The organism is Denitrobacterium sp. (genome assembly GCF_056180635.1).
In genome coordinates this window covers 1-15,059 of record NZ_JAZZJS010000090.1, presented here as the reverse complement: position 1 = coordinate 15,059, position 15,059 = coordinate 1, and the positions used below count along the sequence as shown (strand labels likewise).

Annotated in this window: 13 protein-coding genes; 11 read left to right on the top strand and 2 right to left on the bottom strand. The window is 61.7% G+C overall.

Going from position 1 to position 15,059, the window contains the following annotated elements:
- Positions 1-54: 54 nt before the first annotated feature.
- Positions 55-987: a cysteine synthase A gene (gene cysK, locus AC04P6_RS08685; RefSeq protein WP_475566230.1), complete on the bottom strand. Its 933-nt coding sequence runs from the start codon at positions 985-987 to the stop codon at positions 55-57.
- 385 nt (positions 988-1,372) lie between these two features.
- Here cysK and AC04P6_RS08680 point away from each other — a divergent pair, with 385 nt between their 5' ends.
- From AC04P6_RS08680 to AC04P6_RS08645, 8 genes are all read left to right on the top strand, one after another.
- Positions 1,373-2,257 (top strand): MetQ/NlpA family ABC transporter substrate-binding protein, encoded by an 885-nt coding sequence (locus AC04P6_RS08680; protein ID WP_475566229.1) that lies wholly within the window; start codon positions 1,373-1,375, stop codon positions 2,255-2,257.
- Between the two features lie 71 nt (positions 2,258-2,328).
- Positions 2,329-3,096: a methionine ABC transporter ATP-binding protein gene (locus AC04P6_RS08675; RefSeq protein WP_475566228.1), complete on the top strand. Its 768-nt coding sequence runs from the start codon at positions 2,329-2,331 to the stop codon at positions 3,094-3,096.
- A complete protein-coding gene (locus AC04P6_RS08670) occupies positions 3,096-3,767 on the top strand; it encodes a methionine ABC transporter permease (protein WP_475566227.1) in 672 nt (223 codons plus the stop codon). The genes AC04P6_RS08675 and AC04P6_RS08670 overlap by 1 nt, the downstream gene beginning before the upstream one ends.
- A 276-nt stretch (positions 3,768-4,043) precedes the next feature.
- Positions 4,044-6,059: a glutamate-cysteine ligase family protein gene (locus AC04P6_RS08665; RefSeq protein WP_475566226.1), complete on the top strand. Its 2,016-nt coding sequence runs from the start codon at positions 4,044-4,046 to the stop codon at positions 6,057-6,059.
- Between the two features lie 238 nt (positions 6,060-6,297).
- Positions 6,298-7,440 carry an ABC transporter substrate-binding protein gene (locus AC04P6_RS08660; RefSeq protein WP_475566225.1) on the top strand — a complete coding sequence of 381 codons (1,143 nt, stop codon included), beginning with the start codon at positions 6,298-6,300 and terminating at the stop codon, positions 7,438-7,440.
- A gap of 9 nt (positions 7,441-7,449) precedes the next feature.
- Positions 7,450-8,247: an ABC transporter ATP-binding protein gene (locus AC04P6_RS08655; protein ID WP_475566224.1), complete on the top strand. Its 798-nt coding sequence runs from the start codon at positions 7,450-7,452 to the stop codon at positions 8,245-8,247.
- On the top strand, positions 8,244-9,272 hold the full coding sequence (locus AC04P6_RS08650) for an ABC transporter permease (RefSeq protein ID WP_475566223.1): 1,029 nt from the start codon (positions 8,244-8,246) through the stop codon (positions 9,270-9,272). The genes AC04P6_RS08655 and AC04P6_RS08650 overlap by 4 nt, the downstream gene beginning before the upstream one ends.
- Positions 9,273-9,407: 135 nt before the next feature.
- Positions 9,408-9,893 (top strand): YbaN family protein, encoded by a 486-nt coding sequence (locus AC04P6_RS08645; protein ID WP_475566222.1) that lies wholly within the window; start codon positions 9,408-9,410, stop codon positions 9,891-9,893.
- Between the two features lie 19 nt (positions 9,894-9,912).
- Here the strand turns inward: AC04P6_RS08645 and AC04P6_RS08640 are convergent, their stop codons facing one another.
- A complete protein-coding gene (locus AC04P6_RS08640; RefSeq protein WP_475566221.1) occupies positions 9,913-11,385 on the bottom strand; it encodes a hypothetical protein in 1,473 nt (490 codons plus the stop codon).
- Between the two features lie 319 nt (positions 11,386-11,704).
- On the opposite strand from AC04P6_RS08640, the gene sufC reads away from it, so the two are divergent.
- From sufC to AC04P6_RS08625, 3 genes are read left to right on the top strand one after another with little or no spacing between them, the layout of a single operon-like run.
- Positions 11,705-12,469 (top strand): Fe-S cluster assembly ATPase SufC, encoded by a 765-nt coding sequence (sufC, locus tag AC04P6_RS08635; protein ID WP_475566220.1) that lies wholly within the window; start codon positions 11,705-11,707, stop codon positions 12,467-12,469.
- The gene (sufB, locus tag AC04P6_RS08630; RefSeq protein WP_475566219.1) at positions 12,469-13,893 is read left to right on the top strand and encodes a Fe-S cluster assembly protein SufB; all 1,425 of its coding nucleotides are present in this window, start codon (positions 12,469-12,471) and stop codon (positions 13,891-13,893) included. The genes sufC and sufB overlap by 1 nt, the downstream gene beginning before the upstream one ends.
- A complete protein-coding gene (locus tag AC04P6_RS08625; RefSeq protein WP_475566218.1) occupies positions 13,893-14,993 on the top strand; it encodes a SufB/SufD family protein in 1,101 nt (366 codons plus the stop codon). The genes sufB and AC04P6_RS08625 overlap by 1 nt, the downstream gene beginning before the upstream one ends.
- Positions 14,994-15,059: the final 66 nt, after the last annotated feature.

The window sequence follows — 15,059 nt, the reverse complement described above, 5'->3', positions numbered from 1 at the left end:
TCGGTCACCCGCAACAGCAAGTCTTTATGCCATGTAAATCAGGAAACGGATCCCTTATCGGAACTCGAAAAGCTCCGTGGACAGGTAGCGCTCACCGGTGTCGGGCAGGATGGCCACTATGAGCTTGCCAGCGTTTTCGGGGCGTTCCGCGAGTTTGCGAGCGGCCGCCACGGCTGCGCCGGAAGAGATGCCAACGAGCAGGCCGTCCTTGGCTGCCAGTTCGCGACCGGCTTCGAAGGCCTCTTCGTCTTCGATATCGATGACTTCATCGTAGACGTCGGTGTCGAGCGTATCGGGCACGAAGCCTGCGCCGATACCCTGAATCTTGTGAGGGCCGCCGTGGCCTTCGGTGAGGACGGGAGAACCGGCAGGCTCAACGGCGACTACCTTCACATCGGGGTTCTTTTCCTTGAGGAATGCGCCCGTACCGGAAACGGTACCGCCGGTACCAACGCCGGAAACCAGGATGTCTACTTTGCCTTCGGTGGCTTCCCAGATTTCGGGACCCGTGGTCGCGTGATGGATTTCCGGGTTCGCGGGGTTGGTGAACTGGCTGGGGATGAAGGAGTTTTCGATTTCAGCTGCGAGTTCCTTCGCCTTGGCGATGGCGCCCTTCATGCCGTCGGCACCCTTGGTAAGAACCAGCTCGGCGCCGTAGGTCTTCATGAGATTGCGGCGCTCGACCGACATGGTCTCGGGCATCGTGATGATGATGCGGTTGCCGCGGGCTGCTGCCAGCGCGGCCAGGCCGATGCCGGTGTTGCCGCTGGTGGGCTCGATGATGACGGTGTCCTTGTCGAGTTTGCCGTCGCGCTCGGCTGCGTCGAGCATGGCCTTGGCGATGCGGTCCTTTACCGAACCGCCGGGGTTAAAGGCCTCTACCTTGCCTACGATGCGTGCGTTCAGGCCATGGTTCTCCTCGTAATGAGTAAGCTCGACGAGGGGAGTTGAACCGATGAGTTCTGAAACGCTCTTATGGATGGTCATAATGCTTCTCTTTCCTTCTTGTCAGGGGGCTGTCACATGTCCCGTTTACTTGTCGAGCTAAATCCTAGCGAAATACTAGGAATAAAGCAAGACAGAATATCGCGATAGCGCGTTATAGGTAATTGCGAATGCCACGAAGGGGATTTTTGCGCCGATAATCCATGCATGGAAAGCACGCTCATTGTTATCCCAGGTAAATGATAGGGAATCGGCCTATCGTTTGGATAGATAGCCAACTGCCCAAAAGGCCTGCAATCGAATCTATTGAATCTTGCCTGCCAGCCACGTAATATGCCCGTCCAACACGAAAAGCCACGGTGCGAATCGTGGTACGGGAGGATCGGGCTCATGTGCGGAGCCCGGCAGAACAGCGAAGGAGAACACCATGAAGCTGAACATCAAGAACAAACGATTCCGAATTGCCCTGGGCACCGCAGCCGTGGCCGTGGTAGCCGCTTTCGCCCTGGCGGGCTGCTCCGCGTCTTCGTCTTCCAACGAGTCATCTCCCAGCAACAGCTCCGAAGGTGAAGCTTCCGCTACCACGCTTACGGTTGCGGCGTCGCCCACGCCCCATGCCGAAATCCTCAACGATGCGGTAGCGCCCATTCTGGCCAAGGAAGGCATCGAGCTGAAGGTCATTGAATTCAACGACTACGTGCAGCCCAACACCTCTACGGAAGACGGCGAAGTTGACGCCAACTACTTCCAGCACGGCCCCTACCTCAAGTCGTTCAACGAGGAAAACGGCACGCACCTGGTAAGCGTCCAGGCAGTGCACTACGAGCCGTTCGGCCTGTATGCCGGTAAGACGAAGTCGCTCGACGCCCTGCCCGACGGCGCGACGGTGGCCATTCCCAACGACACCACCAACGAAGCGCGCGCTCTGTTGTTGCTTCAGCAGGAAGGCCTGATCACGCTGAATTCCTCTGCGGGCATCACCGCCACGCCGCAGGACGTGACCTCCAACCCGAAGAACCTACAGTTCGTCGAACTCGAAGCCGCCCAGATCGCCCGCTCGCTGAGCGACGTCGACATCGCAGCCATCAACTCCAACTACGCGGTTGAGGCTGGCCTCACCCCCGCAACCGACGCTCTGGCTCTGGAAGACGCCAGTGGCGACGCCGCCCAGACCTACGCGAACCTGCTGGTCGTGAAGGAGGGCAACGAGAAGAACGAGGCCATCCAGAAGCTGGCCAAGGCTCTCACCTCCCAGGATGTGAAGACCTACATCGAGAAGAATTACAAGGGCGCCGTCGAGGCCATCTTCTAAGGCATCGACAGTCCATGTAATGGCGGGGCGCATCATTAGCGCCCCGTCTTTCTACGTGAAAGGGGACCTTCATGATCGAATTGCGGGGAGTATCCAAGGTCTATCACGCGCATGGCGAGACCCAGCACGCCCTCAGCGACGTGAACCTGACAATCGAAGAAGGCGACATTTTCGGCATCATCGGGGAATCGGGTGCGGGCAAGTCCACCCTGGTGCGCTGCATCAACCTGCTTGAGCGCCCCACGGACGGGCGCATTCTCATCGAGGGGAAGGACGTTACCGACTACCGTGGCGCCGACCTGCGCGCGCTACGCTCGGAAGTGGGCATGATCTTTCAGAATTTCAGCCTCTTCCAGCAGCGCACGGTGCTGAAGAACGTGACGTTCCCGCTGGAGCTGCGCGGCGTATCGAAGGACGACGCCGTGAAGCGTGCGCAGAAGCTGCTCGACATCGTGGGGCTTTCCGGCAAGGAGCGCCGCTACCCGCATGAGCTTTCAGGTGGTCAGCAGCAGCGCGTGGCCATCGCGCGCGCCCTGGCGAACCGCCCGCGCGTGATGCTCTGCGACGAGGCCACGAGCGCACTCGACTCGCGCACGACCATCCAGATTCTCGACCTGCTGCAGGATATCAACGAGCGCCTGGGCGTCACCATCGTGCTCATCACGCATTCGTTGCAAGTAGCGCACCAGATTTGCAATCGCGTGGCCGTCATCGATGCGGGCCGCATCGTCGAGCAGGGTGAAACGGCGGAAGTGTTCTCGAACCCGCAGAGCGACGTTGCGCGCGAGCTGCTGTCGCACGGCGTTGGCGCCGCTCCCACCGATGGGGAGGTGGCGTAATGGAATACGTATCCGATTTCATCGCACGCTATGGTGCGCTGCTGGCGCAGGGTACGTGGGACACCCTGGTCATGACCGTGGTCTCGTGCTTCTTCGCCTATGTCATCGGCCTGCCCGTGGGCGTGGCGTTCCACGTTACCGACAAGGGCGGCCTTCATCCGCATCGCGGCGTGAATACCGTGCTGGGGTGGATCATCAACATCGGACGCTCCATCCCGTTCATCATTCTGCTGGTGGCCATCATTCCGCTTACGCGTCTGATTGTGGGCACGTCGCTGGGCGTTCCCGGCGCCATCGTGCCGCTCACGCTTTCGGCGGCGCCCTTCGTCGCGCGCATCGTGGAGCAGAGCCTGGCGGAAGTGGACGCCGAGCTCATCGAGGCGGCGCAGGCGTTCGGCGCAAGCACGTTCCAGATCATTTACAAGGTGCTGCTGCGCGAGTCGCTTCCGTCGCTCGTGCGCGGCGTGTCCATCACGCTCGTGAACCTGTTCGGCTATTCCGCCATCGCGGGCACCGTGGGCGCGGGCGGCCTGGGCGACATCGCCATTCGATACGGCTATCAGCGTTGGCAGGCCGACGTGATGGTCGTCGCGGTGGTCCTGTGCGTCGTGCTCGTGCAGATTGCCCAGTCGGCTGGCGACCGCCTTGCGCGTCGCATCGACCACCGATAGGGCGCGATATGAAGCGCGTCATCGGGAATGGCGCCAACGGCGGCAGCTCTCGATGGAGCGCGGAAACGAAGGGCGTCCTTGGGGCGCCTTTCGCGTAAGGGTAGAATTCACGGCACGGGAAAGTAACAGCTTGCTCATTGCCCGTGACAGCGCATGGATTGCGATTATGCTCATGCGGTGCGTGAAGTTGACGCGTATAACGCGATATCTATAATTGACATAATGGAAATCCTAGTAAAAGGGTGGGAATTACCGCCGCAAGTAGAGGTGGACGCTTTGACAAGCGAGCAGACAATTCATGCGGCCAACCGTGCGAAGTTGGTCGAGTTCTTTTCTTCGGGCGAGAAGTTCAGCCAGAGCATGGGCTTCGAACTGGAGCATATTATCGTGCGTCCTGGTGGTGCGCCCGTGAGCTATTCCGAGCCGGGTGGCGTGCGCGATGTGCTGGAACGCCTGGCCCCGTTTTACGACAAGGTGCAGTACGAAGGCGATAACATCGTGGGGCTTCAGCGTCCCGGCGTGGCCCTTTCCACCGAACCTGCTGGCCAGTTGGAAATTTCGGCGGGTCCATTCAAGGATGTCGTGGAAATCGACGAGGCGTATCTGGCGTTCCGCAGCGAGCTCGATCCCATCCTGGAGGAGTTCGGCTTGGAAACGCCCATGTTGGGGTACCACCCCACGGCGCGCGCCCGCGACCTGGAACTCATTCCGAAGTTCCGCTACGACTGCATGACCGACTTCCTGGGCAAGCAGGCCTATGAGGGCATCTGCATGATGCGCGGTTCCGCGTCGCTGCAGATTTCCATCGACTTCGAAAACGAAGCCGATGCCATGCGCAAGCTGCGCCTTTCCCAGATCATCGGCCCGCTGCTGGCGCTTATCTGCGATAACTCTCCCGTGTACGAAGGGCGCGAGCGCCCGTGCAACATGGTGCGCACGCACATTTGGTCGAACATGAAGCAGGACCGAGCGGGCGTGGTGCCCGGTTCGCTGAAGCGCGGCTACTCGTTCGCCGACTACGCCGACTACATCCTGTCGCGTGAGGCGGTACTTGCTCCGGGCGAGAACGAGGGCGATCCCTGGCGCTACGTGGGAGCCACCACGTTCGACGAGTTGTACGCGCATCGTGTGATGACCGACGCGGAAGTCGAGCACGCGCTTTCGATGGTGTGGCCCGACGTGCGCCTGAAGAACTTCGTCGAGATTCGCCCCGCCGACGCCATGCCCATCGAGTACTCGTTGGCATACGCCGTGCTCATTCGCGCGCTTTTCTATAGCAAGCGCACGCTCGACGTGCTCGATACCCTGTTCGAGAACGTCGACGAGGCCCACGTGGCCGCGGCAAAGCGCGAGCTGAGCCAGTACGGCTACGGCGCCGAAGTGTACGGCCGCTCCGCCGAGTACTGGGCCGATCTGCTGATGGTGCTCGCCTCGGGTTCGCTGCGTCCGGGCGAGGCGGAATACCTCGAGCCGCTCGCATCGATGGTGAAGCATCGCTTCACGCTCGCAAGCGTATGGCATCGCCTCATGAAGAAGCGCAAGGGCATGCCCGCGGGTTCGCCTGATGCGCCCGTGATTGGCGTCGTGCCCCGCTACGACTTCGAGTGGACGGGCCTGGCCGTATCCGATGGGTACCTGGGTGGCCTGCTCGAAGTGGGTGCGATTCCCATCGTGCTGCCCGTCACGTCCGACCCGGCTTACATCGAGCGCCTGGTGGAATCGTGCGATGGTTTCCTCATTCCCGGTGGCCAGGACATCGACCCGGGTCGCTATGGATGCCGACGCACCGTGCGCACGCATCGTTCGGCCAGCGCCCGCGATGCCATGGAAGACGCGCTCGTGCGCGCAGCCGTTGCGGCCGACAAGCCCCTGCTGGGCATTTGCCGCGGCATGCAGTCGCTCAACGTGGCGCTGGGCGGAACGCTGCGCCAGGATATCCGCAAGGCCGAGGAGCGCCTGGAATGCGCGCATATGCAGCATCGCCCCTATACGCTGCCGGCTCACATGGTGGAACTTGTGGAGGATTCGCGGTTGGCGTCATATGTGGGAGCCACGCGTTTGGGCGTGAACACCATCCATCACCAGTGCGTCGACAAGCTGGGCGAGGGGCTCGTCGTGAGCGCCGTATCGCCTGAGGATGGCATCGTCGAGGGTATAGAAATGCCTGATAAGCGCTTCATTGTGGGCGTGCAATGGCACCCCGAGCACATGTGGCGCGAGCGCCCCCATTCCAAGCGCCTTTTCCAGGCGTTTACCGATGTCGCGGCTGCATGCCATGCGGAACGCAGATAACGGGCTATTCTAAAAACCGTCAACGCCCTGACCTGGGGAAACGTTAACCAGGTTGGGGCGTTTTCTTATGCCTGGAACCTTTATTACCCTTCTGAACAGGCAAAACTCCTGAAAGGCGGCTTGCTATCGGCCAAGTAGATAGCAAGCCATCGCACTAATGCCGTGCAAAATACCTGGTCATCGGTTTGAAAGGGTGCTGTAATAGCGCTCATTCGAAAGACATCAAAGGAGGATTCTAATGACAGTTCAGGAGAACAAGTACAGCCGACGATCGTTTGTGAAGGGCTCGCTCATTGGCGTGGGCGCGCTTGCCGCATTTGGCCTTGTAGGTTGCGCCGCTCAGGAAGATAGCTCTTCCAAGTCCGATAGTTGCGGTTCCTGCTGCAACGACGACGCCAAGACCTACGACGTCACGCTCGGCCATCTGAACTCCACGGCCCATCTACTTGCATTCGTAGCCAAGGAAGAGGGCTTCTTCAAGGAAGAGGGCATCAACGCCACGCTCACGCAGTTCTCGAGCCAGAGCGAACTGGTAAGCGGTTTGGAGTCGAAGAAGCTCCAGGTCGTGTTCCTGGGCAGCGTTCCCACCCTGGTGAACCAGTCTTCCGGCCACGACATCTCGATCTTCGGTGGCGCCATGAGCAACGGCCATGGCTACGTTATCAAGAGCAAGTACACGGAGGGCCTCTCGAACTGGGACGTCTCCATCCTGAAGGGCAGGAACGTCGCCGTTCCTCGCACCACCGTCCAGGAGCTCGAGCTCTACCAGCTGCTGGCTTCCCATGGCCTCACCTACGGCCAGGACGATGGTTCCGACGTGAACATCGTGCTCTTCGATAGCCAGAAGGATGCCTACAACGCCTTCTCGAACGACACGATCGACGCCGTGTCCTGCTACTCGCCGTACACGTCCATCGCCGTGGCGCAGGGTCATTCCATCGTGTACAAGTGCTCCGACGAAGAGCTGTTCCAGAACCAGCCCTGCTGCCGCCAGGTCGCCCTCACCAGCGAGCTGAAGGACAACCCCGACCTGTTCATCGCGGTCGAGCGCGCCCTCATCCGCGCCTACGCGTTCTACAAGGACGAGGCCAACAAGCAGAAGACCATTGCCGATGTTAAGACCTACATCGACATCCCCGAGGACGAGATCGAGTACGAGGTGTTCACGCCCGACTACTGCGACTCGAACCCCGACCCCGACTTCCAGGCAACCCTGAAGCTGAAGGACAGCGCAGCCGATTTCGGTTACCTGAAGGACTTCGACCTGGAGAAGCTGTACAACCTGGATATCTATGACCAGGCGCTTTCCCAGCTCGAAAAGGAAAATCCGAGCAACGAGTACTACGCGTCTTTGCGAAAGCATTTCAACGAGTACGAATAGAGGTACCCCATGTCGAAGCGTATCGATGTCAGAAACCTCACCGTGACGTATGCCGGGCGAGGGGAAACGTTCACCGCGTTGGATCGCGTGAGCTTTTCCGTGGAGCCAGGCGAGTTCGTAAGCGTCATCGGTGCAAGCGGATGCGGCAAGTCCACCTTGCTTTCGGTGCTGGAGGGTCTGCTTGCCCCCACGTCGGGAACCGTATCCGTGGGCGGCGAAGTCGTGAGCGGCCCTGGTCCGGAGCGCAGCGTGGTATTCCAGCAATACTCGCTGTTCCCCTGGATGACGGCGCGCGGCAACGTGGAATTCGCAATCGAGCAGGCGCTCCCCAAGCTTTCCCGCGCGGAGCGCGGCTCCTTGGCGGAAACCTACCTCGACAAGGTCGCCCTTGGGGGTCTGGGTCATCGCTTCCCGAAGGAGCTTTCCGGCGGTCAGCAGCAGCGCGTGGCAATCGCTCGCGCGCTGGCCGTGGGCGGCGAGGTGCTGCTGATGGACGAGCCGTTCGGCGCGCTCGATGCGCGTAACCGCGCGATTCTGCAGGACTTGCTGCTCGAGCTTTGGGAAGGCGAGCCGGGTGACGAGCGCAAGACGGTCGTATTCGTCACGCACGATCTTGAAGAGGCGATTCTTCTCTCCGATCGCATCATCATGATGGAGCCCGGCCGCGTACGCGCCGAGTTCGAGGTGCCGCTGCCGCGTCCGCGTCACCGCCTCGAGCTTCTACGCGACCCCGCTTACGCGGAATTCCGCGGCGAGCTGTCGCAGATTTTCTTTGAGAACGAGTACCAGGAGGTGCATTCGGCATGAGTGCGGAAATCCAAGGGGCTGCTACGGCGCCCGCGGGCGTGCTGCCCGTGCAGAAAGAGCGCGGCGCGAAAGCCGAGCGCAAGAAGCGCTACGTCGAAGTGCGCGGCATAACGCTGCGCGAGCGTTTGGTAACGCCCGCAACGGCGCTCTTCCTGGTATTCCTGGCCTCGCTGGCGCTTCCCGCCAAGACGTCGGCCGACCCCCAGGTGCTCTACACGCTGGTGGTTGGGGGCTTCGTCTGGGCGGTAGGCGCCGTGGGGTGCCTGGTTGCGCGCAAGCGCGCAACGCGCAATACGTTCGCTGATGTTCCCGCCGTCATACTCGGGGTGCTTGCCGCATGGCAGGTTGCCACGGCGGGTGCGAACGTGCTTCCCGAAAAGATGTTCCCTGCGCCCGGCATCGTGTTCGCGCAGATCGTAGCCGATGCGGCGAAAATCGGCACGGGCATCGCCAGCTCGCTGGGCATCATTGCCGAAGGCTTCGCCCTTGGCACGGTGGTGGCCCTGGTGCTGGGTCTGGCGCTGGGCTATCGAGCAAGGACTTCTCGCGCTACCGAGAAGGTCGTGTCGTTCCTGTCGGCAATCCCTCCCATTGTCTACATCCCGTACGGCATCGCCTTGCTCCCCACGTTCCGCGCCGCAAGCGTGCTGGTGATTTTCCTGGCCACGCTCTGGCCCGTGCTCACGGGCACGCTTGCGGGCGTGGCGGGCGTCGACAAGCGCATCCTCGATTCTGCGCGCGTCCTGAACGTGAGCGCTCCCAAGACGTTGTTCCGCGTTATCCTCCCAAGCGCCCTCCCTCTCATTTTCAACGGCTTGAACATCGCGCTCTGCCTGTCGTTCATCCTGCTCACTTCGGCCGAAATGATCGGCGGCAGCGTGGGCATGGGCTACTACGTGAAGTACTACAGCGACTTCGGCGATTACACGCGCATCCTTGCCGGCATCATCGTCATCGGCGTGGTCATCACGTTCATCAGCGTGCTTCTGAATCGCCTTCAGGCGTATCTGACGCGCTGGAAGTAGCGTTCTCTCGCATAGCCTGCGTGAGGAGGGTTCTTGAAGAGCCCTCCTCTTTTTGTGCGGGGCGGGGGAATGCGTTATAGTTAGGCGCGACTAATCGAAAGAGACCATGCCGCGTATGCGGCAGATAGGCCCGCCATGAAACCTGTAGCAACCCCTGCGTATTCCGAGTCCGTGCCCGCAATGGAGGGCTCCGACGTCGTTTCCGCTGCTGTAGCGGATGTGCCCACGGGAAAGCCCGCGCGCTTCCGCGTGTTCTGGCTTGCGCTGGGCTGCTTGTGCCTGGCTCTGGGTACGGTGGGCGTCGTGCTTCCCGTTCTGCCCACCACGCCCCTGTATCTGGCCACGGTGTTCTGCTTTGCGAAGGGCTCGCAGCGCCTGCACGATTGGTTCCTGGGCACGAAGCTCTACGAGAAGCACCTCGCAACGTACGCGAAGGGCGAGGGCATGCTGCTGAAGACGAAGCTGTCCATCGTTGGCTCGGTGACGCTCGTCATGGCCATTGCGTTTGCCATGATGTCGCACGTGCTGGTGGGGCGCATCGTCCTGGCCCTCGTGTGGCTGGGCCACGTCATCTACTTCTTCGGGTTCGTGAAGACGGTGCCCGCAAGCAAGCGCGCGTAATCGGTGCGCCGATTTTACGCTACAGCGTTGCGCCGAAGAGGGCGTAGACGCTCTGGGCCAATTCCGTGTTCGTAGCTGCGAAGCTCGCGTAGTGGTTTACCGAGAACCCGGTAAGAATGCCCAGGCCAACGGACACTACCGCAAGCACTGCGCATACGGCGAAGAATGCCTTCTTGGCCGCGGGGCGTTCCGCCAGCGCTTCGGGCGCCTCGAACAGCACCACGAGCACGATGAGCGTGAAGTACCAGCCGAAATCGCTGAAGTATCGCTCGGTGATGCCCGCAACGCGCGTGTCCACCGCTAGCACCACCAGAGCCAGCAGCGCCGAGACGATGATGAGCGGAGCGAATCCGCTGCTACGCAGGCGCTTCCAGAAAAACGGGATGGCCAGCACGGCGAGCATGATGGGCTTGATGAAGAAGAAGCCCGCGTAAAACGGCTCGTTCGGCGCCCACTCGCACCATTCGGGAAGCGTGATGACTTCGGCCAGGAATGGGAATTGCACGGTGGGGTCGGGCAACGCGAAGAGGTACTCCGCCATCAGGTACAGCGTGACCTTCTTGCTTTGCGCGTACGTGGTCATGTCGAAGCCGGTGAGGTTGTAGTTGCTGCCGAAGTCGGTGAGCGAACCGAAGCGCGCGTAGTTGTAGGTCAGCAGCGGCGCGAATACAACCACGTAGGGCAGCACGGCGGCGAGCGAGGCGCGCCAGCCCGTGCGCGAGAAGATGGTGCGCTCTTTGAAGATTTCCTGGCGGAAGAGCACGAGCGCTAGGGCCGAGACCAGGATGAACTGCGGGCGGCACCCCAGGTTAAGCGCCATGAAGAACGAGCCTAGCGCGATGCATATGGCGCATGGGGCCTGTCCCGTGCGCTTCGCGCGAATCCAGAAGCCCATGCCCAGCGCGGTGAAGATCAGCGAGAACAGGATGGGGATGGAGTAGAACCACGGCACGATGAGGTGGTATGTGATGTTCGCTCCCACGAAATACGTACCCAGCGCAAGCGTGAGCAGTCCAATGCTGTTGCAGGGCTTGCGGAAGAGGCGGCGGCCCATTTGCCATACGAAGAATGCGCCGGCCAGCAGTGCCCCGATGGCGCCGATGAAGACGGCGGAGGCGGACGAAAGCCAGCTGCCCGTTACGAGCTGCACGGGGATGAACAGCACGACGGCGGGAACCACGCCGAAGTAGCAGTAGTAATTACCCTGATAGAACGCATGGTCCCAGAAGATGGGGTGGTCGACGTCGCCAATTTCGTAGCGCGGCGTGAACGCATAGGGGTTCTCGAGCTGCGCGAGCTCGCTGTCCACGGGCAAATCGAGCGTGACGTTGCCGTGCAGAAGCGCATCGCCTAGGCGCGCGTACTGGTCGTCGTCGACGTAGTGATGATTCCATTCCGAATACTCCACGCCGCTCGTTTCGGTGGCCATGGAAAGCGGGAAGTGCCCACCGATGGCGAATGTGGCGCACACTATCGCAACGAAGCAAGCCACTACGGCAAGATATTGCATAAGAAGCGAACGCTGTGGGTTCGCGGCGGGGAAGGCGCGTGCCTCTGTAGTTGTAGTAGATGTGGACATGCGATCACCTCGGGGCGCGCGGTAAAGCTTCGTAGTTGCCGAGTAAATATAGCATACGCGCTGGCTGGGCCCTTGAGTACCCACGCGCGCTCCACTGCGTCTTTGTTCCGAAATCAGAACAATTAATTATAATCCTAGCTTTTCGGTGGTATTTAAGGTATAACTACCGAGAAGAAGGATTCGCGGGGCTCTTCCCCCGCATGAAAAACGCGCAAGGCGCAAGGAGAACGACATGACGCAACCGCTCTTGAAGGTAGCAGGCCTGTGTGCCGGCACCGAAGACAAAACCATTCTGCATGACATCGACCTGCAGATCAGCGAAGGCGAAACCCACGTGCTCATGGGGCCCAACGGCGCAGGCAAATCCACGCTTGGCCGCGTGATCATGGGCGACCCCTCATACCAGGTGAAGTCGGGCTCGATTCAGTTCGACGGCGCCGATGTAACGGAAGATTCCTCCGACAAGCGCTCGCTCGCCGGTATGTTCCTGAGCTTCCAGGCTCCGGTGGAGGTGCCCGGCGTGCCGATGCACTCGTTCCTGCGTACCATCACGCGCAAGCGCCCCGAGCTGAAGATGACCGCGCGTCAGTTCCGCGACCGCGTCGACGAAATCGCCGATCAGCTCGATATGGACGACTCGTTCATCACGCGCGAGCTGAACGTGGGCTTTTCCGGCGGCGAGAAGAAGAAGCTCGAAATGCTGCAGCTTCTGCTGCTGAAGCCGAAGCTGGCCATCCTCGACGAGACCGACTCGGGCCTGGACGTCGACGCCCTGGCCGTGGTGAGCCGCGGCATCGAGGCCTATCGCGCCACCTGCAACGGCGCACTGCTTATCATCACGCATAACACGCGCATCCTCGAGCGTCTGGAAGTCGACCATACGCATGTTATGTCGCATGGCCACCTGGTGGCCGAGGGCGCTTCCGACCTCATCGACGACATCGACGCGAACGGCTTCGAGCGTTTCGAGCGGGCGCCTGAGGCGGTGATTGCCTAATGGCCGAAAAGACCGCAAGCCGCACCAACGTCGCCGACGTCGATCGCTCGTTCTACGACTTCACGTATTCCGAAGAGGGCTACGAGCGCTACGACGACGGTCTGACGCCCGAGATTGTGCGCGCCATCAGCGCCAAGAAGGACGAACCCGAATGGATGCTGAAGATGCGCCTCGATGCGCTGGCTACGTATCACGCGAAGCCCATGGCAACCAACTGGGGTCCCAGCATCGCGGGGCTCGACCTCGACCACATTTCCACGTACGTGAACCCGCAGGCCAAGCAGGCGCGTGACTGGAACGACGTGCCCGAGGAGATCAAGGACACGTTCGAGCGCCTGGGCATTCCCGAGGCCGAGCGCGAGAGCCTGGCCGGCGTGGGCGCCCAGTACGACTCCGAAATCGTCTACCACAACATGCGCGAAGACGTGGCGCAGCAGGGCGTGGTGTATACCACCATCGAAGATGCCCTGCACGACCCGAAGTGGGAGCCCGTCATCCGCGAGCATTTCGGCAAGCTCATCCCTCCGGGAGACCACACGTTCGCGGCGCTTCATTACGCCGTGTGGTCGGGCGGTTCGTTCGTGTACGTGCCCAAGGGCGTTACCGTGCCTTACCCGCTGCAGAGCTACTTCCGCCTGAACGCCGCGAGTGCGGGCCAGTTCGAGCACACGCTCATCGTGGTGGAGGAAGGCGCCGACCTGCACTTCATCGAGGGTTGCTCCGCCCCGAAGTACTACGAGGCCAACCTGCACGCAGGCGCCGTGGAACTGTTCGTGAAGGACGGCGGCCATCTGCGCTATTCCACGATCGAAAATTGGTCGAAGAACATGTACAACCTGAACACCAAGCGCGCCCACGTGGGCGCCGACGCCAAGATGGAATGGGTGTCGGGTTCGTTCGGAAGCCATGTGAGCTATCTGTATCCCACCACCATCCTGGCGGGCGACCGCTCGCACTGCGAGTTCACGGGCATCACGTTCGCGGGCGCCACGCAGGACCTCGACACGGGCTGCAAGGTGGTGCTGAACGGCGCCGATACCACGGCCACCGTCGACACCAAGTCCATCTCGAAGGACGGCGGATGCAACACGTTCCGCAGCTCCATCGTGGTGGGTCGCCGCGCCGATAACGCGCGCGCCACCGTGAGCTGCCAGTCGCTCATGCTCGACGATTTGTCGCGTTCCGACACGATTCCCGCGATGGACGTGCGCAACGCCACGGCGAGCGTGGGCCACGAGGCCACCATCGGCCGCATTTCCGACGAGACGGTGTTTTACCTCATGAGCCGCGGCGCCACGGAATCCGAGGCGCGCGCCATGGCGGTAAGCGGCTTCGCCGAGCCCGTATCGAAGGAGCTGCCGCTGGAATACGCCGTCGAAATGAACAACCTCGTGAAACTCGAGATGGAAGGGGCGATTGGATAATGAGCGATCAGACTTCCATTCCCATGCGCACGCTGGAGCGCGTCAACACGCCCCCTGCGCAAACCTGGAATTACCTGCGCGCGAACGACATCACGCTCACCGTGCCCGAACGCCCTCGTGGCGGAAAGACGCGCGCCGAGCTGCCGCGCCTGTTCAGCGCCGTGGAATGCGGCATGGGCGAGAAGGTGACCGACTGGGTCGTTTCCCAGGCGCCCGACGCCGTGCTGCATGAGGTTCCCGCGGGCGAGCACCGCGAGGAAGCCATCGTGATCGACATCGATGCCGCTGCCGGTGACATCGTCGACGCGGGCATCGTGGTTCGCGCTGGTGCCGAGGCCACCATCGTCGTTCATCGCCATGGCGATGCCCCCGAAGGCGTTACGAGTGCAGCGCTTGTGCGCGTGCTCGCCGAACGTGGTTCGCGCGTGCATCTGCGCGAGTTCATCGCGGGCGGTGGCGAGGGCCAGCACGCCGAGTCGATTGGCATTACCGCTGGCGCTGGCGCGCACATCGACGCGCGTCAGTTCTTCCTGGCTGCGGGCACCACGGCTGCCGGTTTCGCGGCGTCGCTCGACGGCGAGGCTTCGCGCATCGACCTGACCGCGCGCTACCTGGGCAAGAATGCCGATACCATCGACATCAACCACGTGGTTCGCCAGCGTGGCGAGCGCACCGTTTCCAACATCGTGGAGTCGGGCGTGCTCGACGACGCGGCCCGCAAGTCGCTGCGCGCCACCATCGACCTCATTCACGGCGCGCATGGCGCCGAAGGCTCCGAGCTGGAAAACGTGCTGGTGCTGGGCGACAGCGTGGTGAACAAGACCATGCCGGTGATCTTGTGCGACGAAGACAATGTTGCGGGCAATCATGGCGCCACCATCGGTTCCGTGGGCCCCGAGCAGATGCAGTACCTGCGCAATCGCGGCCTCACGCAGCGCGAGGCGGAAGACCTCTACGTGCGCGCGCTGTTCGACGACGCGCTCATCGCCGCACCTTCCAGCTGCGTTCGCGCTTCGGTATTCGCCCGCGCACGCGACGTGCTGGGTGCCGACGCCGTCGACGAGCTCATCGCCATCCCCTCGCAGGACGAGGAGGAGTAAGAGATGACGCAGCTTTCAGCCAGTCAGCTCGCCGTGCTGGAGGAGTCGCCTTACAAGGCCGATTTC

Bases quoted from the DNA above. Each gene is read 5' to 3' on its own strand.
- cysK (WP_475566230.1), bottom strand. From the start codon at position 987: ATGACCATCCATAAGAGCGTTTCAGAACTCATCGGTTCAACTCCCCTC.
- AC04P6_RS08680 (WP_475566229.1), top strand. From the start codon at position 1,373: ATGAAGCTGAACATCAAGAACAAACGATTCCGAATTGCCCTGGGCACC.
- AC04P6_RS08675 (WP_475566228.1), top strand. From the start codon at position 2,329: ATGATCGAATTGCGGGGAGTATCCAAGGTCTATCACGCGCATGGCGAG.
- AC04P6_RS08670 (WP_475566227.1), top strand. From the start codon at position 3,096: ATGGAATACGTATCCGATTTCATCGCACGCTATGGTGCGCTGCTGGCG.
- AC04P6_RS08660 (WP_475566225.1), top strand. From the start codon at position 6,298: ATGACAGTTCAGGAGAACAAGTACAGCCGACGATCGTTTGTGAAGGGC.
- AC04P6_RS08655 (WP_475566224.1), top strand. From the start codon at position 7,450: ATGTCGAAGCGTATCGATGTCAGAAACCTCACCGTGACGTATGCCGGG.
- AC04P6_RS08650 (WP_475566223.1), top strand. From the start codon at position 8,244: ATGAGTGCGGAAATCCAAGGGGCTGCTACGGCGCCCGCGGGCGTGCTG.
- AC04P6_RS08645 (WP_475566222.1), top strand. From the start codon at position 9,408: ATGAAACCTGTAGCAACCCCTGCGTATTCCGAGTCCGTGCCCGCAATG.
- sufC (WP_475566220.1), top strand. From the start codon at position 11,705: ATGACGCAACCGCTCTTGAAGGTAGCAGGCCTGTGTGCCGGCACCGAA.
- sufB (WP_475566219.1), top strand. From the start codon at position 12,469: ATGGCCGAAAAGACCGCAAGCCGCACCAACGTCGCCGACGTCGATCGC.
- AC04P6_RS08625 (WP_475566218.1), top strand. From the start codon at position 13,893: ATGAGCGATCAGACTTCCATTCCCATGCGCACGCTGGAGCGCGTCAAC.